The organism is Pontibacter anaerobius (assembly GCF_026241195.1).
Classification (GTDB): domain Bacteria; phylum Bacteroidota; class Bacteroidia; order Cytophagales; family Hymenobacteraceae; genus Pontibacter; species Pontibacter anaerobius.
Genome location: NZ_JAPFQO010000005.1, coordinates 60968 through 87475, shown reverse-complemented (window position 1 = coordinate 87475; position 26508 = coordinate 60968). Strand labels below are relative to the sequence as shown.

General features: G+C 48.6%; 19 protein-coding genes. 6 read left to right on the top strand and 13 right to left on the bottom strand.

What is annotated here, in order from left to right; translation table 11 throughout:
* Window positions 1-75: 75 nt before the first annotated feature.
* Window positions 76-3012 (top strand): ligand-binding sensor domain-containing protein, encoded by a 2937-nt coding sequence (locus OO017_RS20005; RefSeq protein WP_266052062.1) that lies wholly within the window; start codon window positions 76-78, stop codon window positions 3010-3012.
* Between the two features lie 91 nt (window positions 3013-3103).
* Here the strand turns inward: OO017_RS20005 and OO017_RS08560 are convergent, their stop codons facing one another.
* From OO017_RS08560 to OO017_RS08500, 13 genes are all read right to left on the bottom strand, one after another.
* Window positions 3104-3286: a hypothetical protein gene (locus OO017_RS08560; protein WP_266052061.1), complete on the bottom strand. Its 183-nt coding sequence runs from the start codon at window positions 3284-3286 to the stop codon at window positions 3104-3106.
* Between the two features lie 33 nt (window positions 3287-3319).
* Window positions 3320-4162, bottom strand: a complete 843-nt coding sequence (locus OO017_RS08555) for a glycoside hydrolase family 16 protein (RefSeq protein WP_266052060.1) — start codon at window positions 4160-4162, stop codon at window positions 3320-3322.
* A 157-nt stretch (window positions 4163-4319) separates the two neighbouring features.
* Window positions 4320-5204 (bottom strand): glycoside hydrolase family 16 protein, encoded by an 885-nt coding sequence (locus OO017_RS08550; RefSeq protein WP_266052059.1) that lies wholly within the window; start codon window positions 5202-5204, stop codon window positions 4320-4322.
* 97 nt (window positions 5205-5301) lie between these two features.
* Window positions 5302-6750, bottom strand: a complete 1449-nt coding sequence (locus OO017_RS08545; RefSeq protein ID WP_266052058.1) for a PKD domain-containing protein — start codon at window positions 6748-6750, stop codon at window positions 5302-5304.
* 33 nt (window positions 6751-6783) lie between these two features.
* Window positions 6784-8280: a RagB/SusD family nutrient uptake outer membrane protein gene (locus tag OO017_RS08540; protein ID WP_266052057.1), complete on the bottom strand. Its 1497-nt coding sequence runs from the start codon at window positions 8278-8280 to the stop codon at window positions 6784-6786.
* A 28-nt stretch (window positions 8281-8308) separates the two neighbouring features.
* Complete coding sequence (locus tag OO017_RS08535) at window positions 8309-11470, bottom strand: SusC/RagA family TonB-linked outer membrane protein (RefSeq protein ID WP_266052055.1); 3162 nt, start codon at window positions 11468-11470, stop codon at window positions 8309-8311.
* A gap of 559 nt (window positions 11471-12029) precedes the next feature.
* A complete protein-coding gene (locus OO017_RS08530) occupies window positions 12030-12992 on the bottom strand; it encodes a calcium/sodium antiporter (RefSeq protein WP_266052054.1) in 963 nt (320 codons plus the stop codon).
* A 111-nt stretch (window positions 12993-13103) separates the two neighbouring features.
* Window positions 13104-13811, bottom strand: coding sequence for a YebC/PmpR family DNA-binding transcriptional regulator (locus OO017_RS08525; RefSeq protein WP_266052053.1), 708 nt, complete (start codon window positions 13809-13811; stop codon window positions 13104-13106).
* Window positions 13812-13970: 159 nt separating this feature from the next.
* Window positions 13971-14603 carry an ABC transporter ATP-binding protein gene (locus tag OO017_RS08520; protein ID WP_266052052.1) on the bottom strand — a complete coding sequence of 211 codons (633 nt, stop codon included), beginning with the start codon at window positions 14601-14603 and terminating at the stop codon, window positions 13971-13973.
* The gene (gene lpxA, locus OO017_RS08515) at window positions 14593-15384 is read right to left on the bottom strand and encodes an acyl-ACP--UDP-N-acetylglucosamine O-acyltransferase (protein ID WP_266052051.1); all 792 of its coding nucleotides are present in this window, start codon (window positions 15382-15384) and stop codon (window positions 14593-14595) included. The genes OO017_RS08520 and lpxA overlap by 11 nt, the downstream gene beginning before the upstream one ends.
* A complete protein-coding gene (locus tag OO017_RS08510; protein ID WP_266052050.1) occupies window positions 15381-16775 on the bottom strand; it encodes a bifunctional UDP-3-O-[3-hydroxymyristoyl] N-acetylglucosamine deacetylase/3-hydroxyacyl-ACP dehydratase in 1395 nt (464 codons plus the stop codon). The genes lpxA and OO017_RS08510 overlap by 4 nt, the downstream gene beginning before the upstream one ends.
* Before the next feature lie 252 nt (window positions 16776-17027).
* Window positions 17028-18050, bottom strand: coding sequence for a UDP-3-O-(3-hydroxymyristoyl)glucosamine N-acyltransferase (gene lpxD / locus OO017_RS08505; RefSeq protein WP_266052049.1), 1023 nt, complete (start codon window positions 18048-18050; stop codon window positions 17028-17030).
* Window positions 18051-19091: 1041 nt separating this feature from the next.
* On the bottom strand, window positions 19092-20324 hold the full coding sequence (locus OO017_RS08500) for an HD domain-containing protein (protein WP_266052048.1): 1233 nt from the start codon (window positions 20322-20324) through the stop codon (window positions 19092-19094).
* A gap of 286 nt (window positions 20325-20610) precedes the next feature.
* Between OO017_RS08500 and porX the strand changes: the two genes are divergently transcribed.
* The 5 genes from porX (at window position 20611) to OO017_RS08475 (ending at window position 26508) form a co-directional block, all read left to right on the top strand.
* A complete protein-coding gene (gene porX / locus OO017_RS08495) occupies window positions 20611-22170 on the top strand; it encodes a T9SS response regulator signal transducer PorX (protein WP_266052047.1) in 1560 nt (519 codons plus the stop codon).
* Window positions 22163-22615: a tRNA (adenosine(37)-N6)-threonylcarbamoyltransferase complex ATPase subunit type 1 TsaE gene (gene tsaE, locus OO017_RS08490; protein WP_266052046.1), complete on the top strand. Its 453-nt coding sequence runs from the start codon at window positions 22163-22165 to the stop codon at window positions 22613-22615. The genes porX and tsaE overlap by 8 nt, the downstream gene beginning before the upstream one ends.
* A 310-nt stretch (window positions 22616-22925) precedes the next feature.
* The gene (locus tag OO017_RS08485) at window positions 22926-24152 is read left to right on the top strand and encodes an alanine dehydrogenase (RefSeq protein WP_266052045.1); all 1227 of its coding nucleotides are present in this window, start codon (window positions 22926-22928) and stop codon (window positions 24150-24152) included.
* A gap of 167 nt (window positions 24153-24319) precedes the next feature.
* Window positions 24320-25318: an NAD-dependent 4,6-dehydratase LegB gene (locus OO017_RS08480; protein WP_266052044.1), complete on the top strand. Its 999-nt coding sequence runs from the start codon at window positions 24320-24322 to the stop codon at window positions 25316-25318.
* Between the two features lie 32 nt (window positions 25319-25350).
* Entirely contained in the window at window positions 25351-26508 is a 1158-nt protein-coding gene (locus OO017_RS08475) for a LegC family aminotransferase (protein ID WP_266052043.1), read from the top strand.

The window sequence follows — 26508 nt, the reverse complement described above, 5'->3', positions numbered from 1 at the left end:
AGCCTCACCCTACTTGTATGTCCGTCCACTTTTTGTAAATTGGTTAACCAGGCATACATCTTAGGTGGATAATTTGTGAAAAGGCTACTGTCATTACTTCTCTTCATACTTTTTGGGCAAGTTAATCTTTCGGCACAGGTTAAGGATGAAGGCATCCCCTTTATCAGGAACTACGTGCAGAAAGAGTACAATGCCTCTGCCCAGAACTGGGCTGCTGTGCAGGACCATCGGGGCGTAATGTACTTCGGCAACAACTATGGTGTGCTGGAGTACGATGGCAATAACTGGCAGGTGATCATCCTGCCTAACCGGACAATTGCACGCTCACTGGCTATCAGTAAAGACGGCACCATCTACGTGGGCGGCCAGAACGACTTTGGCTACCTGCGGCCAAACCGGCAAGGCACAATGGAGTTCGTGTCGCTTAAAGTGCAAGTGCCTGCGGACGACCGATCTTTTGATGATGTCTGGAAGACCTATGTAACAGAGGACGGCGGCGTATACTTTTGCACCGTAAAGGCCATCTACCATCTCCAAAATAAGCAGATAAAGGTTCATCGCTTGCCCGGCTACCCGTGGGGGTTCCCGTTTTATGTGCGCAACACGCTCTATGTACCGGTGCCTGAAAAAGGCATGTACGAGGTGCAGGGAAATAAAATGTCGTTTATACCAAACAGCGACATTTTAAAAGGCGAGACCATTACCGGCATGCTGCCGCATCACAAAGCAGGTATACTGCTGGTAACCGGCGAAGGTAAGATGTATTCTTATGATGGTTACAACCACTTTAAAGAGTGGAAATTGCCGATCAGTCCGTTTCTGGAAGCAGCAAAGGTAAACACCGTGGTGTCATTCTCCGGGGGGCTGGCCTTTGGTACGGCTCATAACGGGCTGCTTTTAACAGACAAAGACGGTACCCCACGGCAGCACCTAAACATCGAAAAAGGCCTTCAGAATAATTCCATCCGAAGTATTTACCAGGACGATACGGGAAACTTGTGGCTGGGGCTTAATAATGGCATCAGCTATGTAGAGTCAAACTCGGCCTTTACGCACTTTAACGCAAACAACGGCCTGCCTGGCACAGCCTATACTTCTTTGCTCGATAATGGACAGCTGTACTTAGGCACCAGTGACGGCTTATACTTTAAGGAGTGGTCGAACAGGGAAAGTCCTTTGCACCCAGCTCCTTTTCAGTTGGTGGAGGGGGCACAAGGGCAGGTGTACAACCTGCAGAAGGTAAAAGACAAGCTGCTGCTCTCGCACCACGAAGGGCCTTTCGAAATAAGAGACGGTAAAGCCGAAAGGCTCTCAGACCACCGTGGAGCCTGGTTTTTTCTCCCTCTTAAATCGCACCCGGACTATCTGCTATGTGGCACCTACACCGGTTTGCTGCTCTATAAATTTGAAGGGGAGGAGCTGAAATTTGTTCGTTCTGTTAAAGGATTCAATGAGTCTTCCAGGGTAATGGAGGAGGATGATGCCGGCAACATCTGGATAGCGCATGGTTACAAAGGCATCTTTAAGCTGGCCCTCTCTGATGATTTAAGTAAAGTCGTGGATACAAAATTCTACGGAGAGGAGAGTGGTTTCCCGTCGAACATCTTCATCAATGTGTTTAAAATAAACGGAGAGTTGGTATTTACCGGGGAGCACGGCATCTACAAGTATAACAAACGCAGCGACAGGTTTGAGAAGCATACCGTTTTCAGCAAACTTTTTGATCCCGGTGTGCACATCAGGAAGCTCGCAGAGGATGTAGACGGAAACATCTGGTTTTCAGCGGGAAAGGAAATGGGCGTGCTGAAGAAGAAAAGCAACGGCAACTTCGAGGTGGAGAAGAATATCTTTAATAAGCTCTCCGGCAAATTGGTGGGTGGTTTTGAGCATATCGCCCATTATGACCGCTCTAATATGTTGATAGGCACCGATGAAGGCTTTGTGCATTACCATCCTTCTTACCTGCAAACAGATAATATAGACCACACATACCATACACTCATCAGGCAGGTAAGCGCTACAGATGGTGCCACGGATACGTTAATCTCCGGTGGTGCTTTTTTGCATCAGGCGCAAGTATCTGTGAATCAGTCGGAAGAATTTAAGCCAGCTTTGCCTTTTGCCTTCAACTCCTTAAAGTTTATCTACAGCGGTGTTACCTATGAGGAGAACGAGCAGGTGCAGTACCAATACATGCTGGAAGGCTTCGACAAAAACTGGTCTGGCTGGAGTACTACCCCGCAAAAGGAATACACCAACCTGCCTGAAGGCACCTATACTTTTAAGGTGAAAGCGCGCGATGTATACAACCGAGCCAGCGAGGAGGCAACTTTCGGTTTTACAGTGCTTCCTCCATGGTACAGGACTGTATGGGCAAACGGTTTATACTTGATGCTTGGCCTGCTGGTGCTTTGGCTGCTGAAGCGGCTTATAGACCGGAGGGTACGCTGGCAGCAGGAGCAACTAAAGATAGAGCAGGAAAAAGCACTCCGGTTAAAAGAAGCTGCGCACGTGGAGGAAGTACTAAAGGCGGAGAAAGAGATCATTAAGCTGAACAATGATAAGTTGGAGAGCGAGCTGGATCATAAGAGTAAGGAGCTTGCTTCTTCGGCGATGCACGTGATGCAAAGCCTTGAAACCATAGGTAAAGTACGGGGGCAGCTGCAAACAGTAATGGAGCAGGTAGAGGATAAGCAGGCGCTGCACCATCTGCGAAAAGTGCTGCGTTCTGTGGAGGAAGACATGAAGGTGGAGAACAATTGGGATCAGTTTGAGCTGCACTTCAATCAGTTACACCAGAACTTCCTGAAACGCCTGCGCCACGATTTCCAGGACCTTACCCACCGCGATATTAAACTTTGTGCGTACCTGCGTATGAACCTGACGAGCAAAGAAATCGCCTCTCTGTTAAACCTTTCGCTGCGCGGCGTGGAAACCAGCCGCTACCGCCTTCGCAAAAAGCTGAACCTGGAGCAGGAAGTGAACCTGACAGAGTTTATACTTAAATATTAGACAGCCTGTGAAAGTATAAAAAAAGCCCCGCAAAAATTGAGGGGCTTTTTTAGTGGATGGGTTAAATCAACCTAATTCTATTCAATCAATCTTATTCAATGGTGTTAGCCAGCGTAAAAGTCTTTTTCTGGACGGCTATACTTACTTTCACGTCACCAGGCTCGATAATTTTCCTGCCGTAGCGGTTAAGATAGCCTAAGTCATCAGGAGAGAGGGTGGTGGTAAGCAGTCCGCTGCGAGCAGGGCCGGAAAGCGCAATCCTCCTTGTTCTCATTTATGATGTCGTTGTTCGGCTTAAATACTCTACTTATTCCTGTAGCAGCTCATACACGCGCACATAATCCACCTCCATCTTCTGTGGATAGACGCTGGGGTCAACGCCCTTTGAGCCCCCCCAATCACCACCAACAGCCAGGTTTAGCAGCAGGTGAAAGCGCTTGTCGAATGGCCATGCTTCGAAGCCGGTACCTTCGTTAGGATAGTCAAAAATCTGTTTGTCATCTATGTAGCCTTTTATGGCATTTGGGGTCCAGTCCACGCGGTAAAGGTGAAAGTCCGTGCTGGCTGTAGGCACTACTTCTTGTTTTCCTTTCTGTGTTCCTTTTCTGTGGTTGTAGGCCTCTGTATGCACAGTGATGTGCACCGTGTTCTGGTCGTAGCCCACATGCTCCATGATGTCGATCTCGCCGGACTTGGGCCATTCGCCGTAGGCCCAGTCGGTGGGCAGCATCCAGATGGCGGGCCAGGTGCCCCGGCCTGTCGGCAGCTTGGCCTTCACCTCAAAGCGGCCATACAAAAAATCGCCTTTGTTCTTTGAAACCAACCTTGCAGAGGTGTACTCCTTGTCGCCTTTCTTTTGCTTATGGGCAGTTATAGTAAGCACCCCATCGGCCACGCTGGCGTTAGAGGATTTATCGGTGTAGTACTGCAGCTCGTTGTTGCCCCAGCCGCTACCGCCAATGTCGTAGCCCCACTTGGAGTTATCCGGCTTGCCTTTGTAATCAAACTCATCGGCCCACACAGGAGAAGATGAAAAAGCCCATTCATTTACTTTTGGTTGCGTGGCATCATTGCTAGTGTAGGCCGTGTGCTGTGGAGAACAGGTAACGGAGGCGCTGAATATCAGCAGGGATATAAAAGTATGTATCATTTTTTTGATTGGTAAATGTGTGTATTATTCATACTTACTCTGAACTATGGATAAATGCTGAGTTTCTGAAACAGAAGCCCAAAGTTTGCCAGGGCTGCGTTGTAGGTGCAGCCAGATTTAAGCTGTTGAACCAGGGTATAGATAGTGTAGCAGCCTGTTATTCTATCATTTTGTACACGCGTACATAATCCACCTCCATGGTCTGCGGGTAGACATCAGGGTCAACACCCTTTGAGCCACCCCAATTACCGCCCACCGCTATGTTCAGCAGCAGGTGAAAGCGCTTGTCAAAAGGCCAGGTGCTGTAGCCTTTTCCATCGTTGACAAATTCAAATACTTTCTGGTCGTCTATAAAACCTCTGATGGAGTAGGGAGTCCAGTCCACGCGATACAGGTGAAAAGCTGTGCTGGCTGTTTCAATCACTTTGCTGTTGCCGCGCTGGGTGCCTTTGCCATGGTTATAGGCCTCTGTATGCACGGTGATGTGCACCGTGTTCTGGTCGTAGCCCACATGCTCCATGATGTCGATCTCGCCGGACTTGGGCCATTCGCCATAGGCCCAGTCGGTGGGCAGCATCCAGATGGCCGGCCAGGTGCCGCGGCCTGTCGGCAGCTTGGCTTTTATTTCAAAGCGACCGTACTTAAAATCGCCTTTATTCTTTGTTACGAGCCTTGCTGAAGTATAGCTTCTACCTTCCATCTGCTCTTTGCGTGCCGTAATAGTCAGTATGCCGTCAGCTACGCTGGCGTTGGAGTTTTTGTCGGTGTAGTACTGCAGCTCGTTATTGCCCCAGCCGTTCCCGCCAATGTCATAGCCCCACTTGGAGTTATCCGGCTTGCCGGTGTAGTCGAATTCATCGGCCCAGACAGGCGTGGCCTCGAATGTCCAGTTTTTATCCTGCGGTGCCTGTGGCCTAGGGGCAGGGGGAAGCGGGTTCGGATCATCTGACTTTGAGCCGCACGAGGTAATGAGCAACGGTAAAAGAATCAGCGTTAAAAAGTGACGTGCCCTTTGCCTAAAATCCTCTCCTGTAAGTACCATGGTTGTATGCTGTTTGCCGGCAGGTATGCACCGGCAGGTAAAACTTGTTTAGTAAAAGGGCCAGGTCCTTTTGCTGATCCTGGCCCTTTTGTATTTGTTACTTTGCAACCGTCTGTATGTCGTCGATAAAGAAGATGCCCGGTATGAAGTTGCCTTCGCCGCCGATTTGTATCACGATGCGGTTCAGGTCCTTTCTTTCAGCAAAGGCACTAAAGTCGAAGGTAAGCTCTACCCATTTGCCATACTGACTTGACTCTACCTGGTGCTTGATTTCCACCTGGTTGGCCCAAGGCTGTGCAGCAGTACCATCCTGCAGCTTTACAGACACCTGCGGAAGCAGGTTTTTGTTAGCCCAGTCTTCGCCCTCTGCCGTAACAAAGTCGTTGTAGGCCGGTACAAGTACCTTCAGCTTAATTACGCTCTTCTGTGTCAGGTCGAAATTGTAGGCGTAGTCTGCAAACATGTTGGCAAACTCATACTCTCTGCCTGCCTGCTTCACATACATGGCCACTTTCGCTGATTCGTTTATCGGAACAGGCGCAGGATTGTCATAGCTCTCATTCAGCGACAGGGTCTCCTTCTTCCATGTCACATTGCCGTCCGTGTCAAAGGTGTCCTCTAACTCAATTGCCTTCATCTGCCTTGGCTCTACCGGACGGGTGTATCCCTTTGGTACCAGGCGGTAGAACCAGGCGTTGCCCGGAACACCTTTCTGGCTGCTCATCAGGTAGAGCTCGTTTTCGCCAAGCGTCAGGATCTGATACTTGTTCACACCCACATAGTAGCCCAGGAAACCATTGTTAGAAAGCGTCAGGTACTTTTTGCCGCCCTCTTCGGTAATGCTCCAGCTTTGGTTCGTAGGCGGGGTGTAAGATACTGTTACGTCCTGGCTTGCGTTTGTACCGCCTAGCTCAGATGCATAATCCTTGTTTGAGTAAGTATCTCCGTTGTTCTTATAGGTATAAGAGAAACCTTCCAATTTAAAGGTCATCTCATCATCATAGAGGCCAACACCTGCTTTCTCGTTCGGACCGGCAGACCACCAGTTAGGGGTAGGAGTGGGAGCAGTGGCATCGCCTATACCTAAGTGCCCTTTAAACTCTTTCTCTATCACCCAGGTCTTGCCATCTGCGTCGTCAGCACCACCTGTTAGGAAGTTGTAATCCTCGCGGTTCAACATCGACACGTTGGTTTCAGCAATTGTGATGGTTTTGGTGCTCATGGCATAGCCGCCACTCGTGAATACGGTCAGTTTAACCGTATACTCACCTTCCACAGCGAAAGCCCCCTGCACCTGCTGTCCCTCGGCCACGGCACCGTTACCAAAGTCCCAGATAGCCTTAAAAGCCCCTGGTGTCTGGTTGGTGAAGGTTATGATGTTCGCGTTATCATCCGATGGGGTTGCTGTAAACTGCACCATCTCGGAGGATGGGGCTGGGGCCAGCTCTGCATCATTTCCTTCCGGAGTGCAGGCCGTAAACATACCCGTTAGCAGCAGCGCCGCCAGTATCGAGTATATGTTGGATATGAAAATGTTATATCTCATGGTTTCTTTAATTTAAAAATGATTGCCCAAAGCTTATCTGTACTCTGGGTTTTGCTCCAGCTTCGTGTTAGCCAGTTCCTCCAGCGGAATAGGCAACACCTCATGCTTGCCAGCCACAAAGCCCATCGGAGCCAGCACTGAGGCAGCTCTGCCGGTGCGTACCAAGTCGTGGAAGCGGTGTCCTTCAGTAGCCAGTTCCAGTCTGCGCTCCCGGTAGATGTTCTCAAGCGTTGCCGCCACAGGTGCCAAGCCTACACGGGCGCGCACAGTGTTTAGCAGTGCTGCTGCCCGGCTCAGGTCTCCGCCTCCTTGTACAATCGCCTCAGCTTCCATCAGGTAAGTATCAGCCAGACGAATCTCTATGTAATCAATGTTAAAGTTAAGTACAGGTTCGCCTCCCGCAGTGGATAGCCATGCTGCTCTTGGCGCATACTTCTTCACAAAGTAGCCGGTGTCATCGTAACTAGGCTCGTAAGTGGCGCCATCAATCGCGTTGATGTCCAACACAGTCTCGTCATAACGAGGGTCACCCTCCAGGGCGGCCACCAGACTCTCTGTAAGTGGGTTAAAACCCCAGCCAGATACATAGGTAGGACCAGAGTAACCTCTCGGCCCCATCATCTGCACGCCTACGTTGCCTTCAAAATTTGGCCACGCTCCCCAGTCCTGTCTTGCCAGGTTCGTGTGTACAATCTCAAATATGGATTCGCTGTTAAACTTGTTGGCCGGGTCGAAAATGGCCCCGTAGTTATCCATCAGTTTATAGCCATACATGCTCGTGCCACCAGGGGTCCCATTCACATCTGCCAGTTGTGCGGCGGCGTTACTCCATTCCTGCTGGAACAAGTATACTTTGCCAAGCAAGGCTTTTCCGGCGCCTTGTGTGGCACGGCCTCCCTCTGATGCGACAGGCACAGTGGTTGGCAGGTTAGGAATAGCCTCCGTTAGATCTTTCTCAATCTGGGCATATACTTCTTCCGGGCCTACCTGCGTCTGGTTAAAGATCTCCTCTGTGGCAAGCGGTGCTGTAAATAGCGGCACGTTTCTGAACAGGCGCACCAGCTCAAAGTAGTAGTAGGCACGCAGGAACTTTGCCTCAGCGATATAGCGCTGCGCGGTAGCCTCGGCCAATCCTGGCACGCCAGCCTCAACTTTAGCCAATATCGTGTTGGCTCTGGCTATACCTCTAAAGTTTCTGTCCCAGTACTCTTCCTGAGGGCCAACGGCAGGAGTTAAATTAAACCTGTTCCATGCCTGCCAAGTGTTCATGTCCGATGGTCCGCCACCGCCTGCGTACGCGTCGTCAGAGGCGGCATTGATGGCGGCAATGTTATGGTAAGTGTCGCCAGCTTCCCAACCGAGTGGGTCGTAGGCAGCCACCAGGCCAGTGTAGGCTTCTGCCGGGTTTTTATAGTACTCCGATTCCAGAATGGTACCTTCCGGGTCTACATCTAAAAAGTCGTCTTCACAGGCACTAAAGAGTGGCAGCGCTAGTGCGAAGACAGCAGCATATATAAATTGCTTTTTCATGATTCTAATCGATTAATATTCTTTCCTACTACAGACCTATGTTTACACCAACCATAAATGTGCGTGCCTGTGGGTAAAATGCACGGTCGATACCGAAGATGTTACCGCCAATTTCAGGGTCGTAGCCGGTGTATTTGGTAAATGTTACTAAGTTGTTGCTGCTTACATAGAAGCGTGCCTTCTGCAGGGAAATTTTGTCTGTGATTGATTTAGGGATGGTGTACCCGATCTGTAACGTCTTGATCCTGAAATAATCACCGTCTTCCAGGTAGAAGTCGGAAGGATTAGAGAAGTTGTGGTTAGGGTCAGAAGTTGACAGTCTTGGGTAGTCGTTTGAGGTACCTTCGCCTGTCCAGCGGCCTAGCGCTTTAGATTGCCAGTTAGCTGTACTGATCTCCAAACGACGCAGTCCCTGGAAGATCTTGTGGCCTGTAGCGCCCTGACCAAAAACAAGCAGGTCGAAGTTTTTCCAGTCCAGGTTCAGGGTAGCACCGAAAGTCCAGTCGGGTAGCGGCTTGCCAAGTACAACACGGTCATCTGCCGTAATCTTCCCATCGCCGTCTGTATCTACCCAACGGAAGTCGCCAGGTTGTGCATTGGGCTGTATAACCGTTCCGTCGGAACTAACATAGCTTTCCACCTCTTCTTCGTTCTGGAAGATGCCATTCGTCTTATAGCCATAGAAGGCCCCGTAAGGCTGCCCAACAATCCTGCGGTTGAGTGGGTGCTGAAATGTCTGAATGCTGGCGCTGCCTTGATCAGTAAATGCCTTACCGCTTTCAAGTGACAGGATCTCATTTTTAACATAACCAGCATTACCAGTTAGTCTGAAGCCAACTTCACCAAATGTTTTGTTGTAACCTAACTCCAGTTCAACACCTCTGTTTTGCATATCTGCAATATTGGCTGCCGGATTGCCCGTTTGGCCTGCATAACCTGGCAGCTCCAGATCTCTCAGGATACCAGTTGTTTTCTTGTTGTACCAGTCAAATGTGAAGTTAAAGTTCTGCAGGAGAGTAGCTTCGAAACCGATGTTGGTCTGTGCTGTTTCTTCCCAGCGCAAGTCAGGGTTTGCTGGCGCGTTAGGGCTGTAGCCAATGGTGTAGCCGTCGTAACCGAACGTGTAATTTCTGCCTGGGCTAACGGTTGAAATAAATTTGAAGTTTTCGGTATTGTCATTTCCAACCTCACCGTATGAGCCACGGATCTTCAGGAAGTTCACCACGTCATTCACCGGCCAGAAGTCCTCGTTAGAGGCAACCCAACCCATGGAAACAGACGGGAAGTAGCCATATTTGTAGTTTTCGCCAAAACGGGAAGAGCCGTCTCTGCGAATGATACCTGTAAACAGGTATTTCTCCTTATAATCGTAGGTAGCGCGGGCAAAAAGCGAGCTAATAGTATGTGCTACAGCATCGTAAGCGTACGCTGTGATGTTTGTGCTAGGAACCGGCAGGTTGAAAGAGGCCTCATCAAAGTTTGTAGCTGGAATCGCATTGTAAGAAAGTCCAAGTCCGTCAGACTGACCATCTTTATAAGCACCTTGGCCAAATAACACCGAAAAGTTATGGTCACCCATTTGTTTTGAGTAAGAGAGCGTGTTCTCAATGTTATAGTCCACTACCATATTCTTGTCACGGTTTCTGGCAGTCTGGGTACTGATAGTGGAGGCGTTAAGGTAGTAAATCGGTCTGTAGCTCTCGCCGCCCCAGTAAGCAAGTTTGCCACCCAGAGTTGACCTGAATTTAAGTCCTTTAAGCGGCTCTATCTCTGCAAAGGCGTTTCCAACGATGTTGTCAGACCAGCCATAATTGCCTAATTGGGTCTGTATATAGGCCAAAGGGTTGGTCATTTCCTGCATTACTATAGTTGAGATGCCATAAGGATAGCCCTGAGCATTTCTTATTACAGGTTGCCTGTTATAGACACTCTCCGGGTCCTCAAGAATAGCCGGGTCCGTAATTAGCACAGGGGTTGTAGGGTCCAGGTTGATGGCTGAGTTAAGTGGGCCGCCAAATTCTGTGTTCGGGTTGAAACCACCCTTGCTCTTAACATGGGAGTAACCTACGTTCTGACCTATGGTTAACCAGTCAGTTACTTTGTGGGTAGAGTTCAGGCGCACGTTGTGGCGCTCGTAGTTAGATATTTCTGATGCTACGATACCCTCTTGGTTCAGGTAACCATAGGATGCATAGTATGTAGATTTGTCGTTGCCACCGCTCACGCTAAAGTCGTGGTTCTGAATGCGTGCATCGTCGTTAAAAACATATTCCTGCCAGTCAGTACCTTCTCCTAAAGCCTGTGGGTCTTCAAAAACAATGGGGCCGCCACCTGCTACAGAAGCCTCGTTTCTTAGCGTGGCATATTCTGTGGCATTCAGAAGGTCCAGTTTTCTTGCAGGAGCCTGTGTGCCATAGTAGGCATTGTAGTTTAAACGGATTGCACCTTCTTTACCTTTTTTGGTAGTTACCAGGATAACACCGGCAGCACCCCGTGTACCGTAGATAGCAGCTGAGGCAGCATCTTTCAGCACCTCGATAGACGCTATGTCTGACTGGTTCAGGTAGTCGATACCTCCGTTCACGATCACGCCATCTACTACATAAAGAGGGTCGTTGTTGTTCAAGGTAGTGATACCCCTTACACGTACGGTAGAGGCTGCACCTGGTGCCCCGGAGTTAGCAGCAACGGCTACACCAGAAGTTCTACCCTGAAGTGCCTGCTCTACGCGGGTAACCTGCTGGTTCTCCAGGTCCGATGTTTTAACGCTGCTGATTGCACCCGTTACCACACTTTTCTTCTGGGTACCGTAACCTACTACCACTACTTCCTCCAGCGCCTTGGTATCAGGAGCCAGTGATACACTGAAGGTAGACTGATTGTTGATGGTTACTTCTTTTGAAGTATAACCAATAAATGAAAATACAAGTGTTCCGTTTCCATCTGGCACTGCCAATGAGAAGTTGCCTTCGACGTCAGTTGTGGTGCCTTTTGTAGTGCCCTTCAAAACAACGGTAACCCCAGGTAAGCCAGAACCATTCTCATCTGTTACCTTGCCTATAAGCGTAATTGCCTGGGCAGCCTCCATAGGCAATGGCCGTAGTCCTGTTGCACTGCCGGCAGTTACGCTACTGGTAACACTGGCAGCCAAGGTAATACAGCCAAGAGCTGTGTAGAGATGTTTTCTCATAAAGAAATTTATTAGGTGTAAATATGATAGGTTGGTATTTGTGATTAATCAATTACTGGATTGCTTAAAATGTTAGAAAAGCGATTGAGCTAAGCTATCCAAAAGCTCCTCAATCTATATCCGACATAATTTTATGGCATAAAAATAATTAATCAAAAGAAGTGTCTACGGTTTCACTACTTTTTGACTACGTCACGACTACTTCATTTTTGCTTGTTGTTTGTGTAAGTGCCTGTATGATAGTCGGTAATGTGTAAATAAGAGTGGTGTATGTGAAAGTAGGTTGAAATCCTCACAAGTATGAGTGAGTGCTAAATGAAGTAACTGTTTGGAGAGAATTGTCAAGTGTGAAACGTGTATTACATTAACCTGTACTAGATGTACTGTTGACATAATGTACAGCGGGGGGAGTTGGGGAGAGTAAATTCTTACTAGCTTATGCAGGCATTGCCATCAAATACTTTTAAGCTTGAAGTCTGTTGGCAATAGCTGCTGCTTGCTGAGGTACATGCGGTGTTATGGGTGAACATCCTTTCACCAAAACCTAGCTGCCTTTGTGTCAGCCTCTAACAACTAAATAGCTAATGTAGGCAAAGTATGTCAGCAAGAAGATGGTGCCGTTTAAGCGGTCAATAGCGTTGCGCTTGCCGATGGGCATGGCAAGTATGAGCATGGCGCTTGCCAGAATCATCATGATGATGTCTGCATTATTCATTTCGTTAAAAGGAAGCGGAGTAATAATGGCGCTGAGGCCCAGAATCCACAAGAGGTTAAAGATGTTTGAACCCACTACGTTGCCCACAGCAATGTCAATGTTACGGCGGTAGGCAGCCATGGCGGAGGTCACGAGTTCCGGCAAAGATGTTCCAAAGGCGACCACCGTCAGCCCGATAAAAGACTCGCTTAAGCCAAACTTCTGTGCAATGTGTACGGCGCCCTCTACCACCCACTTGCCTCCCAAAAACAAACCTAAAGTACCTAAAAGCATAAGGAGCACAGACTTGCCTACAGGCATAATGGTGGATTCCTCATCCGGAATAACCGCGTCTTTGTTGGTTTTAGCTACATTGTAAATATAGACCATAAACATCGCAAAAAATGCAAGCAGTATACCGCCATCCAGTCGGCTGATGTACAACTCATATCGGCTGTTAAGCAGGGTTGCGTTGGCCAGGAAGCCAACCAGTAGCGTAGCTATCAGCGAAAATGGAATTTCTGTAAGTATAGTTGTGCGTTTGAGCGGGAGGGGGCAGATAAGCGCTGTAACGCCAAGTATGAGCAGCAGGTTAGCCACATTACTGCCAAACACGTTCCCTATCGCTAACTCCGGTTGCCCCTGCAAACTTGCCATCACGTTCACGATCAGCTCCGGAAGCGACGTGCCAAATGATACAATGGTCAGGCCTACCACCATATCAGGCAAACCATAGCGCCTGGCAATCGAGGAGGCGCCATCAACCAGAATATCTGCTCCTTTTATTAGTATTACAAAGCCTATTATGAAAAGTATGTAAAGGAGCATGCCTGGTTTATTTCTGTTTTTCCGGATAATTGTGGTTACGTGTATTCTAATAAAAATGGCTGCACTGGGTATTCCGGTGCAGCCATTTCGAGGTATTTTATCAGCTTTAAGCTAGGCCATGTTATGGTACACGGCTTGAACGTCGTCGTCCTCTTCAAAGCGCTCGATCATACTTAGAACCTCTTCTTCCTGCTCCTCGGTTAATTCCGTGCGGGTAGTCGGGATGCGCTGTACGTCTGCGCTGATTACTTCCAGGCCCTTCTCTTCCAGACCCTTCTGCATGTTGCCAAACTCGGTGAAAGGTGTTTCGATAATGATCTCGCCTTCGTGTTCATAGATATCCTCAGCGCCGAAGTCAATCAGATCCAGCTCCAGTTCTTCCAGGTCCACACCTTCAGCCGATATCTTGAAAATGCCTTTACGGTCGAACATAAAGTCCAGGGAACCGGTTTTGCCCAATGAGCCGCCGCCTTTTGAGAAATGCATGCGCACGTTGGCTACTGTGCGGTTCAGGTTATCGGTGGCGCACTCTATAACTACGGCAATACCATGCGGTGCGTAGCCTTCGTATACTACCTCCTCGTAATCTTTCTCCTCTTTAGAGGAGGCTCTCTTGATAGCCGCCTCGATGCGGTCTTTCGGCATGTTTACGCCTTTGGCGTTTTGGATAGCCGCTCTGAGGCGGGAATTGGTGTCAGGGCTAGGACCGCTTTCTTTCACGGCCATAACTATTTCTTTGCCGATGCGCGTAAAGGCCTTCGACATTTTGTCCCAGCGTTTAAACTTACGGGCTTTTCTGAATTCAAATGCGCGTCCCATAGTATGCGTTTTGTGTGTTTACAAATTTAGGAACCTCAGACGAAAATTGATAGTGTTTTGGGTGATCGTTTTTAGTAATTCGTTCTTGGGAGGATCACAAAAACAGTAAAGAAGGCGATTTTTAAATCTCTCGAATAACTGCTAATAAGCAACTAACTCTTATTTCCGCGGCAACACGTGATAGTCTGAAATCCGCAACTGCTGGTCGCAGAAGCTATACTCGTGCTGTATGTTAGACCCCACAATGATCAGGCGACCTTCTTTGTTCTGCGTCACGTGCTCCTGGTACCAGGCCACACCTTCCTGATCCAGGTTGGTGGTTGGCTCATCGAGCAGCAGCATGGAGCTACTGGAGTAAATGGCAAGCCCCAGTTTCAGGCGTTGCTTCATCCCGGAGGAGAAATCCTTTACAAACTTATTCTTGGAGCGCTGCAGGCCCATGCGGTCAATAAGCCCCGAGGTGGATAAGTTCTGGCGCAGCGGCTTAAAGCGGGTATGGAAGTCGAGCATCTCGAGAAGCGTGAACTCCTCTACCACCTCCAGGTAGGGGGCCGTCAGGGAGAGGTGCCGGTATACTTCATCTGCCACAACAGGCTTTCCGGCAAAAGTATAATCGAGTTTGCCCTCGCTTGCCAGGTTGTGCCCGGCAATTATAGTAAGAAGAGTGGATTTCCCGGAACCGTTATGCCCAAGTATAGCATAAGAGGTGCCTGACTCAAAAGTATAGGTCAGGTTCCGGAAAATCCACTCGTAATTATAACGTTTACCTAAATCCTTTAGGTTAATTAGCATCCTTCGCGAAATAGCCTTTAATGATACCGCGGCCGGAGTTACGCACAAAGTTGATGATCTCGTCGCGCTCACGGCTAGGCGAAAGCTCTACCTCAATCTTATCCAATGCCTGGCTGTTGTTGAGGCCGTTCATGAACAGGAGGCGGTATACATGCTGTATATCGTTTATCTGCTCGCTCACATACCCTCTGCGGCGCAACCCTATGGAGTTGATGCCAGCGTAGGAGAGGGGCTCACGCGCCGCTTTCACGAATGGAGGAACATCCTTCAGTACCAGCGAACCGCCGGAGATAAAGGCATGCGAACCGATCTTCACGAACTGGTGAATGGCACTGGTGGCGCTGATGATGGCAAAATCGCCTACCTCTACGTGCCCGGCCATCTGCACCGAGTTACCGATGATGCAGTTGTTGCCTACCATGCAGTCATGCGCTACGTGGGCGTAGGCCATCACAAGGCAGTTACTGCCCACCACAGTCTTCATTTTATCTATTGTGCCGCGGCTAACCGTCACATACTCGCGGATAATGGTGTTATCGCCTATGTATGCGGTAGTTACCTCTCCGGCAAACTTCAGGTCCTGCGGAATTGAGGATATTACTGCACCCGGGAAAATCTTGCAGTTTTTGCCAATGCGGGCACCTTCCATGATCACGGCATTAGAGCCGATCCAGGTGCCTTCGCCGATCTCTACATTTTTGTGGATGGTAGCGAATGGCTCGATTACGACGTTCTGCGCGATTTTAGCCTCTGGGTGTACGTATGCTAATGGCTGGTTCATGCGTCTTTCTTTACTATACTTGCCGACATTTCAGCTTCCATTACCAGTTGGCCGCCTACAAAGGCCTGGCCGCTCATTTTGGCAATGCCGCGCTTTATGGGAGCCAGCAGTTCACATCTAAAAATTATGGTGTCGCCCGGAACAACTTTGCGCTTAAAGCGGCACTTGTCTATGCCCAGGAAGTATGTCCAATAGTCCTCCGGCTTCTCTACGGTGTTGAGCACAAGAATCCCGCCAGTCTGGGCCATGGCCTCAATCTGGATAACACCAGGAAGCACCGGGTTGCCCGGAAAGTGGCCCTGGAAGAACGGCTCGTTCATGGTTATGTTCTTAACGCCCATAACCGTGGTTTCGTCTAGGTGAATGATTTTATCGATCAGCAGGAACGGGTAGCGGTGTGGCAGTGTGGCAGCTATCTGGTTGATATCCATCACCGGCTTTTTCTTAGGATCGTAGGTTGGCACGTTTTTGATCGTAGCCTCGTGGATCATCTTTTTGACCTTTTTGGCAAAAGCGATGTTCGCGGCGTGGCCAGGGCGTGCCGCCAGTATCTGTCCTTTTATCGGGCGGCCGATCAGGGCCAGGTCACCTAGCAGGTCCAGCAGCTTGTGGCGGGCCGGCTCATTCTTGAAGCGCAGCTCGGTATTGTTCAGGATACCCTCCTCTTTCACCTCCACCTTCTGCTTCTGCAGTAACTCTGAAAGGTGCGTCAACTCATCATCCTGCACCACACGGTCCACGATCACGATGGCATTGTCCAGGTCACCGCCTTTGATCAGGTTCTGCTTAAACAGGACCTCCAACTCGTGCAGGAACACAAAGGTGCGGCAAGGGGCGATCTCTTTCTCAAACTGGTTCAGGTCCGTAATAGAGGCGTGCTGGCTGCCCAGTACGGGCGAGTTGTAGTCCACCATCACCGTCAGGCGGTAATCGTCCAGCGGCAGGGCGGCGATCTCTACGCCACGTTCGTCATCTTTGTAGCTCAGGCCTTGCGTTATCTCGAAGAAATTTCGCAGCGCGTTCTGCTCCTGGAATCCAGCCTCGTGCAGGGCCTTCACAAACTCTATGGAAGAGCCATCCATGATCGGAGGCTCCGGGCCGTCGAGCTCAATCAGCACGTTGTCAATCTGCAGGCCAACCAGGGCGGCCAAGGTATGCTCCACTGTGTTTACGCGGGCGCCGTTCTGCTCAATGGTCGTGCCCCTAGAGAGGTCCACTACATTGTCTACATCGACATTTACAATAGGCTTGCCGGGCAGGTCAATGCGTTGGAATTTAAAGCCATGGTTGATGGGAGCGGGTTTAAACGTCATGTTAGAAACCACGCCGGTGTGCAACCCAATGCCCGATACAGTAACCGGTGCCTTAATGGTGTGCTGTTTATCGTTCATTCACGTATCTGTAGTCGTGTATTTGCTTATTGTTTGCGTAAAAGGAGCGACCCTAAGCGCACTGCGGATAGCACATCGCACAGTTTCAGGAGCTAAGCCGTTCGCCCATGCAAACTTAAGACATTAATAGGCTATTGCCAATTTTTATATAGAAAGTAGCGGCCGGATAATAGATTATATGATAAAGGCAAGGTATGAAGTACAGGAGGCACTTCAGGAAAAGCACCTGTTATACTTTACAAAGACCTTGGTTTATACTTTTTCCTTTAGCATCTCCAGTTCGCGCTGTAGCTCTGGCAGCTTGCGGAACACTGTCATGGCTCGCAGGTTTTGCTTGTAGTCGAAGGCCGGAGAGCCCTGTATGATCAGTCCTTCCTCTTTTAATGACTTCGAAACACCCGATTGCGCCCCGATAGTTGTTTTGTTAGCAATGGTAATGTGGCCTACGATACCCACCTGGCCTGCAATGACACAGTTGTTGCCAATTTTAGTTGAGCCTGATATGCCAGTTTGGGAGGCGATAACCGTGTCGGTGCCCACTTCAACATTGTGCGCAATCTGCACCAGGTTGTCAATTTTAGTACCCTTACGGATGATGGTAGAACCCATAGTGGCACAGTCGATGGCGGTGTTGGCCCCTATGGAGATGTCATCCTCCAGTACCACATTGCCTATCTGCGGCACGGCTTTGTAGGTGCCATCTGGCTGCGGTGCCCAGCCAAAGCCGTCGCTGCCGATCACGGCTCCGGAGTGGATAGTGCAGTTGCTGCCTATCACGGTGTTGGCGTATAGTTTTACACCGGCAAATATGGTGGTGTTATCACCGATATGTACATTGTCGCCAATGTATGCCTGTGGGAAAATGCGCACGTTGTTGCCGATCTTGCAGTTGTTGCCGATGTAGGAGAAAGCGCCACGGTAATGGTTTTCGCCAATCTGGCTGCCCTTACCCATAAAACAAGGCTCTTCCACACCTACTTTGGAGGCTAAAAGTGCCGTCTGGTAATAGTGTAGCAAGGTTGAGAAACTGGAATAGGGGTCCTCCACCCGGATAAGGGTAGCGCTGGTCTCTTTCTTCAGTTCCAACGTATTGGAAACGATCACGACGCTGGCACTGGTGCTATATAAATATGGCTCGTACTTCGGGTTGGAAAGAAAAGCAAGGGCACCCGTCTGGGCTTCCTCAATTTTGGCTAAAGTGCTGACCTTGACAGAATTATCTCCCTCTACCTTGCCCTGCAGCAAGTCAGCTATCTGTTGAACAGTAAATTCCATTTTGTAAAATTAGAGCAAAAACTCAAAAACGCTAGTGCTTTGGGGGTGCAAACTTAACAAAAAATCCCGCCACCTCCTTCTGTTTTAAGTTTATACTTTAGAACCCTGCGCCAGCCTTTCATCTAATCGTTAAAAGTAGAACCCAGGTAGGGGAGGTTTGTTTATACTTTTCATGGCTTATTCTTTTCTCGGCTATACCTGCTAGCTGGTGCAGCTTATTTATACCTTTTCCGCCTCCTTCTGGCGCAAGTCTTCAGACTTGTGTCTTACAATGATGTTGAGTTTGTAACGCAACTGTAGCCATACTTTATACTTTGGCTATACTTAATACCTGCCTTTCCCGCTGTTCCGGACATCCCTGTCCGGAACCTCTCTGCTGCGGATTTCCTAATCCTCGCAATCCGTACTTTATATTCCATAGCCGTGCTTCCTGTAGCTTGAACCAAGCTAACCTTATTAGCTACTACTGATCCTCAGTCTTACGAACCTACAGTTGTATCTCTGGCTTTGGCTCCCTCCAGCCCGGGAGGGCTCGTCTTCCCGCATCGCGCGGTGTTCCCTCCTGCGCCAGGGCGCTGCCGCATGCGCGGCACCGGATCTCACAAGGCGCTCAACGGAAAGACTGGGATCATTATCCAATAGCCATCACTATACTACTTGAACCTGACTCTCTCTCCTGTTTTGGGGGTAGGGGCCCTCGAGAAAAGGAGAGGGCTGGGGAGAGGTCAAACTCCTCTCCTTTGACAAGGAGGGGCAGGGGTGGTTGGATGATACAGCCGCCGGAGCTTGAAACAAGTGCCCCTTAGGAGTAAGGGCGCTCAACAAAGAAGGCAGGGGTGGGTTAAATCATCTGCAGAGTAGGCTTACACCATCGCGCGGACAGGTTGCGACATGCCCACGCAACACCAGCAGCCTTGTAAATTATACTTTGGCCGGTTAAAAACTGGCCTCTCCTACACTCCAAGCTAAAAACTTAAAGTGTGGGAAAGGCCCTGACTGTTCAATTCATACTTGTTTGCCTCAGGTTATGAGGGAGAGGTGCTACAAATGTGCCACCTCCTTTGGGTAACACACGAAGTGTTTCTCCACTTTATAGCTCAGGGCGCGGATATTAGGTAGGTCAGAGGCCTCGGCCACGTCTACTACATAACCTGATTTGGTCAGCATATCAATTGTTTGGCCCTCCACGTCGTAAGCGTTGTTGCCAATCTTACCCGAGATCATCAGGTATTTAATGTCCTCTTCAGGCAGTTTATACTTGTCCTGCACCAGTTCCTTGATGCCCAGCTGCATTTCATGGTCTATAGGCTTGGCGGAGATGTATACTTTGAACAGCTTGCGGCTCAGGATACTTTTGGCCAGGTACGAAAGTATAAAATCGGGGTGCATGGCCCAGTCCTTTATGCCGCTCCAGATGTCGTGGTCGTCGAGGGATACGAAACGCTCCAGTATGTTCTTGTCCTGCTTAAAATCATCCATGGTGAGGTCAGTGGAGAGGAAGAACCGGAGGCAGGGGCTGGCGGGTACCTCCACACCGCGCTGCATCAGCTCGCGGGCACGCTGCACCACGCGCAGCACCATGTTTTCTGCACTGATTACGGTTTTGTGCAGGTACACTTGCCAGTACATCAGCCGGCGACTCACCAGGAAGTTCTCTATACTATAGATGGCTTTTTCCTCCACCACCAGCTTGTCGTTAGCCACGTCCAGCATCTTAATAATGCGGTCTGCCCCGATCTTGCCCTCGTAAACACCCGTATAGAAGCTGTCGCGGTTCAGGTAGTCGAGGCGATCCACGTCTAACTGGCTGGAAACGAGCTGGTGGAAGAAGCGGCGGTGGTAGTTGTCCGTGAAAATATCGATGGCCATACTCAATCTGCCGTCAAACTGCTCGTTTAGCAAATGCATAATGTGCAATGAGAGGTGCTCGTGGTGCACATTTTTGAAAATGGCCGTCTCCAGCGCATGCGAAAAAGGCCCATGGCCCACATCGTGCAAAAGTATGGCAATGAGCGAGGCCTCAAATTCAGTATCGTTTATTTCGTTATTTTTACTGCGCAGGGTCTGCAGGGCAGTGTCCATCAGGTGCATAGCCCCCAGCGCATGATGAAAACGGGTGTGAAGCGCACCCGGGTATACCATCTCCGTCAGGCCCAGTTGCTTGATGCGGCGCAGGCGCTGGAAGTATGGATGCTCAATTATATCGAAAATAAGCTCTGTCGGGGCCGTTATAAAGCCGTAAACAGGGTCGTTGAAGATCTTTTTCTTATTCACAAAACCGGGGATTTGGGTGTTGGTAAGTAAACCAAGTATAGATACCGTAAGTTTTTATTAACTTGGGGAAACCATGCTGTACCGAAAACTAGCCTTAAAATGAGCCAAAAGATACGATCTTGCGGCAGGACTGCTCCATATAGCTAACAAGACAGGACGAAGCAATTATTAACCGCTTTGGTTTGTTATCCCTACAGAGGGTGGGTTGCTTAGCACTTATTTCAACTAACTACTGCGCCTTTCAACCGTTATACAAATTAGCCATACCTATACAAAGTATAAAACGATGCAAAGATACAATATTTTATGGGCCGATGATGAGATCGACCTGCTGAAGCCGCATATCCTCTTTCTGGAGGACCGTGGCTATGACATTACGCCGGTAAACAGCGGCGCCGATGCTATTGAGGAGTTCCGGGACCGCAGTTTTGATGTGGTTTTCCTGGACGAGAACATGCCCGGCATCAGTGGCCTCGAGACACTGAATGAGTTGAAATCAATTCGCCCCACTGTGCCCGTGATCATGATCACGAAGAGCGAGGAGGAGCATATCATGGAAGAGGCCATCGGTTCTAAGATCACTGATTACCTGATCAAGCCGCTTAACCCCAACCAGATTCTGCTTTCAGTAAAAAAGGTGCTGGAGAACAAGCGTCTGGTGAGCGAGAAGACCAACATGAGCTACCAGCGCGATTTCCGCCAGCTGGGCATGGCCTTTGGGGAACGTCTGAGCCCAGGGGAGTGGGCTGACATCTACAAAAAACTGGTATACTGGGAGCTGGAGATAGACGAGACAGAAAACAAAAGTATGGCTGATGTGATCAACATGCAGAAAGACGAGGCCAACTCCAATTTCGCCCGCTTCATCATGGATAATTATGAGGACTGGATGAATGGCGATGACGAGGCGCCGCTGATGTCGCACCAGCTGTTTAAACAACGCGTATTCCCGATGATGAAGGAAAGCGACCGCCCCGTATACTTTGTGCTGATCGATAACCTGCGTTATGACCAGTGGAAAGTGCTGGAACCGTTGATCTCGGAGTATTTCTCTGTAGACTCAGAGGAAATGTTCTACTCTATACTTCCTACCACCACAGCCTATGCCCGAAACGCTATTTTCTCGGGCATGCTGCCAACCGAGATTCAGAAAAAGTACCCGAACATGTGGGTGAGTGACGACGAAGAGGAGGGTAAGAACCTGCATGAGGCCGATTTCCTGGAAATACAGTTTCAGCAGAACCGCGTCACCGACAAGCACAGCTACCATAAGATCACGAACGTTCAGGCTGGTCGCGATCTGCTGAGCAAATTCAGCAACCTGGACAACAACAAGCTGAATGTGATTGTGTACAACTTCGTGGATATGTTATCGCATGCCCGTACAGACAGTAACATGGTACGAGAACTGGCCCCGGACGAGTCGGCTTACCGTTCCATCACCAAGTCGTGGTTCCTGCATTCGCCGCTGTTCGACACCCTGAAGATGATCGCAGAAAAGAAAGGCCGGCTCATCATTACCACCGACCACGGCACCATCCGGGTAAAAAGGCCATTTAAGATCATCGGCGACAGAAATACCAACACCAACCTGCGCTACAAGCACGGTAAGAACCTGGGTTATACCGATAAAGACGTATTTACAGTGCGAAAGCCGGAGAGATTTTTCTTGCCAAAGGCCAATGTTTCCACTACGTTTGTATTTGCGATAGAAGACTACTTCTTTGCTTACCCAAATAACTATAACTACTACGTGAACTACTACAAAGACACCTTCCAGCACGGGGGCGTGTCGTTGGAGGAAGTGATTATACCGTTTGTAACGCTTACACCGAAGAATGTATAATACAGAAACTAAACGGGTACAAATGAAGATGTCGTCGTTGGGAGATTTGCCAGCGACGGCTTCTGTGCTTTTGGAGGAAGCTGCTTCGGAGCCGATCATACTTTTTGAAGGGCCCATGGGGGCCGGCAAAACAACCCTGATTAAGGAGCTGTGCAGGCAAATGGGCGTGCAGGAGAACGTGAGCAGCCCGACATTTGCGCTAGTGAACGAGTATGAAGGTGAGAATGGGAAACTAATTTATCATTTCGATTTTTATAGGATAAACGAGGAGCGCGAAGCGCTGGATATTGGGGCACCGGAGTATTTCGAATCTGGAAACCTTTGCCTGATCGAATGGCCCTCCCTGATTCCGAACCTGCTACCGGAGAGTTACCTTCTTGTAGATATTATTCCGGATGCAGACGGCAAGGAGCGAGAAGTGGTTATTAGAAAGTTTGGAAGTTAGAAGGTTTAAGAGTTTGGAAGTTATAAATTCCCCCTCTCGTTGGGGGTAGGGGTGAGTTTATAGGTATGCTGATTCTGCAGTATAAATATATACCATTGCTGGTACAAGCTTATAGTTCTTATTGCTGTTTTATGTGGTAGGTACGAGTTACAAGCTAGCTCCAGCGAAGGGGGAGTTGAAGAATGTTGCTTCAACTTAAGGTAAGTAAAGCACTTTTACATAGATTGAGTCAGAAAATAGGGTTTGAGGTGAAATTAGCTGTACATGATAACTCTCCACTTTTTACTCTAAACTCATAACTAAATAAAGTATGACGGAGAAGTTTGCCGTAGATTTTGGAAAACTGGCTACAAGCCCGGCCCTTTACCCGAAAGAGTCGATGCTGGCTGTGGAGGAGAGGCGCCGCAGCCTGTTTATCGGCATCCCGAAGGAATCCTCGTTTCAGGAGAATCGCATTGGCCTAACTCCTGATGCCGTGAAGCAGCTCACTGACCAGGGGCATCGCATACAGATTGAGACGGGAGCAGGCAGCCATTCCAAATACTCTGATAACGAATACTCTGAGGCTGGCGCCAAAATCGTGTATAACACGGAGGAAGTATACGAAGCCGATATCATCCTGAAAATCGCGCCTCCAACCTACGACGAAATCGAATACCTTCGTCCAGGCCAGACACTGATCTCCGCCCTTCACTTCGGCAACCTCACTTCAGACTATATCAACGCCCTGCTACGAAAAAAGATCAACGCCATATCTTTTGAGCTATTCAGGGATAAATCGGAGGCAAAGCCGGTGGTGCGAGCCATGAGCGAGATTGCCGGCAGTACCGTGATGATGGTGGCTGCCGAGTACCTGAGCAGTAGCAACGAGGGCAAAGGGATTATACTTGGAGGGATCACCGGTGTGGCCCCAACCAAAGTGGTTATACTTGGGGCCGGCTCTGTGGCCGAATTTGCGGCACGCGCTGCTCTGGGCTTGGGCGCAGAAGTGCGTGTGTTCGATAACCATATCTACAAACTTCGTCGCCTGAAGCACAACGTGGGGGCGCAGATCTTTACCTCTACCCTGGACAAGGCTATCATGTATAATGAGATAAAACAGGCGGATGTAGTAATCGGTGCCTTTGTGGCCGATGAGGGACAAATTACTTGCGTGGTAGAGGAGAGCGTAGTTGCCCAGATGAACCCCGGTTCCATCATCATCGATGTCTGCATCGACCAGGGCGGCTGCTTCGAAACCTCTGAGATTACCTCACACTCGCGCCCTGTTTTCCGTAAGTATGACATCATCCACTACTGCGTGCCCAACATCCCGTCCAGGGTTCCGCGGACAGCCTCGCAGGCACTCAGCAACATCTTCACGCCCATCTTCACCGAGTTCTCTAAGTATGGCGGCATCAACGAGGTGCTGTTCATGAACGAGCACTACCGCAGCGGCGTCTACATCTACAAAGGCAGCCTCACCAACGCCCATATCGCCAAAAAGTTCGGCATGCGGTATAAGGAGTTGGGGCTAATGATTGCGGTGCGGAATTAGAGGTGTTAATATAAGTTGATTTAGTCAATTTTTTCCCTGGGTTTGTCAATAGGATCTCAGAACAATGTGATGATAGAGGAGGACATAGCACCTTCTTTTATGATATATTCTATATCTTTGCAGGGCCTTATTGATTAAATATAGATTTCTAGCGCAAAATTTAAGTAATGGAACTTAAGAACAAAAAAGTCTTAGTAACTGGTGCGGATGGTTTTATAGGAAGCCATCTGGTAGAGCGACTTTTAGAAGAAGAATGTCAGGTTAAAGCTTTTGTATATTATAACTCTTTTAATAGCTGGGGCTGGTTGGATACCTTGCCTAAAGAAAAACTCTCGCAAATAGAAATATTCTCGGGAGATATCCGGGATCCGAATGGTGTACGTACTGCCATGAAAGATGTAGATGTGGTGTTTCACTTAGCGGCACTGATTGCTATACCGTTTAGTTACCATTCTCCCGATAGCTATATTGATACCAATGTAAAAGGTACTTTGAATATTGTTCAGGCAGCAAAAGACTTAGGGGTAGAAAGAGTACTAGTTACGTCTACCTCAGAAGTGTATGGTACAGCACAATATATTCCGATAGATGAGAAGCATCCACGTCAGCCACAATCTCCTTATTCGGCTTCAAAGATTGGTGCAGACTGCATAGCAGATTCCTTTTATAGGAGTTTCAACTTACCACTTACTATAGTGCGTCCATTTAATACCTATGGTCCTCGCCAATCAGCCAGAGCTGTTATTCCTACAATTATTACGCAGTTGCTGCAGGGTAAAACTGAAATCAAATTAGGAGATATTACTCCTACACGTGATCTGCTTTTTGTAAAAGATACAGCCAATGGTTTTGTTGAAATAGCTAAGTCAGATAGCCTAATCGGTGAAGATTGTAACATCGCAACAGAATCTGAGATAACAGTTGGAGATCTTGCGCAGAGCCTTATCAACCAAATTAATCCGGATGCAAGAATTATACAGGATGATGTTCGTTTAAGGCCTGAGAAGAGCGAGGTGTTCCGTTTATATGGCGCTAACAGTAAAATTAAAAGCCATACAAATTGGGAGATGAAATACACCTTAGAGCAGGGGCTTGCGGAAACCATCGAGTGGTTCCGAAACAAAGAGAATCTGCGACAATACAAGGCTGATATATACAATATCTAGTATTAAGGTTAATCTATTTTAAGAACTTATTTATGGGGCAGACTACTAAGTACAGCCACATCATAAACTATATAAAGTCGCTCTTCCCTAACCAGGATTTTATCCCCTTACATGAGCCCAGGTTCATTGGTAATGAGAAGAAATATGTAGCTGATGCCATTGATTCCACTTATGTATCTTCAGTGGGCGCCTATGTGAACCGCTTCGAAGAAATGATGCAGGATATTACAGGGGCTAAATATGCCATTGCTACTGTCAATGGCACTGCAGCCTTGCATATGGCACTTCTAGTTGCTGGCGTAAAGCAGGGGGATGAGGTACTTTCACAGGATCTTACTTTCATTGCTACTGCCAATGCCATCAGTTACATCGGTGCAAAACCTATTTTTCTGGATATTGATAGGAAAACACTTGGCCTGAGTGCTGAGAAACTGGAAGCGTATTTACAGGAGTTTGGGCGGAAAATTGATGGCGCTACTTACAACAGCAAAACCGGTAATCGGATTGCTGCGTGTGTGCCAATGCATAGTTTTGGTTTTCCTTGTGAAATAGACCGCATTGCTGCTATATGCCAGGAGTGGAACATACCTATGGTGGAGGATGCTGCAGAATCTTTAGGAAGCTATTATAAAGGAAAGCATACAGGTAATTTTGGGTTGCTAGGTACTTTCAGCTTTAATGGGAATAAGACAGTTACCTGTGGCGGTGGCGGTGCAATTGTGACAAATGATGAGCATTTAGCAAAACTAGCTAAACACCTTACCACGCAGGCTAAAACACTACATGCCTGGGAGTTTAACCACGATTATATCGGTTATAATTACCGCATGCCAAACCTCAATGCTGCCTTAGCTTGTGCACAATTGGAGCAATTAGATGCTTTTGTGAAAAATAAGCGTGAACTGGCTGAAAATTATAAAAACTTCTTTGAGGAAGTAGAAAGTATAGAGTTTGTATCAGAAGGTAAGGACGCAAAAGCAAATTACTGGCTGAATACACTTTTACTAGAAAATAAAGAAGAACGTGATACTTTCTTAGCCGAAGTTAATGGGAGTGGGGTTATGACACGCCCTGCCTGGACATTGATGCATAAGCTACCAATGTTTGAAGACTGCTTAAAGGGTGACTTAGAAGTAAGCCAGTGGATAGAGGAGAGGCTCGTGAATATTCCAAGTAGCGTCAGAATATAA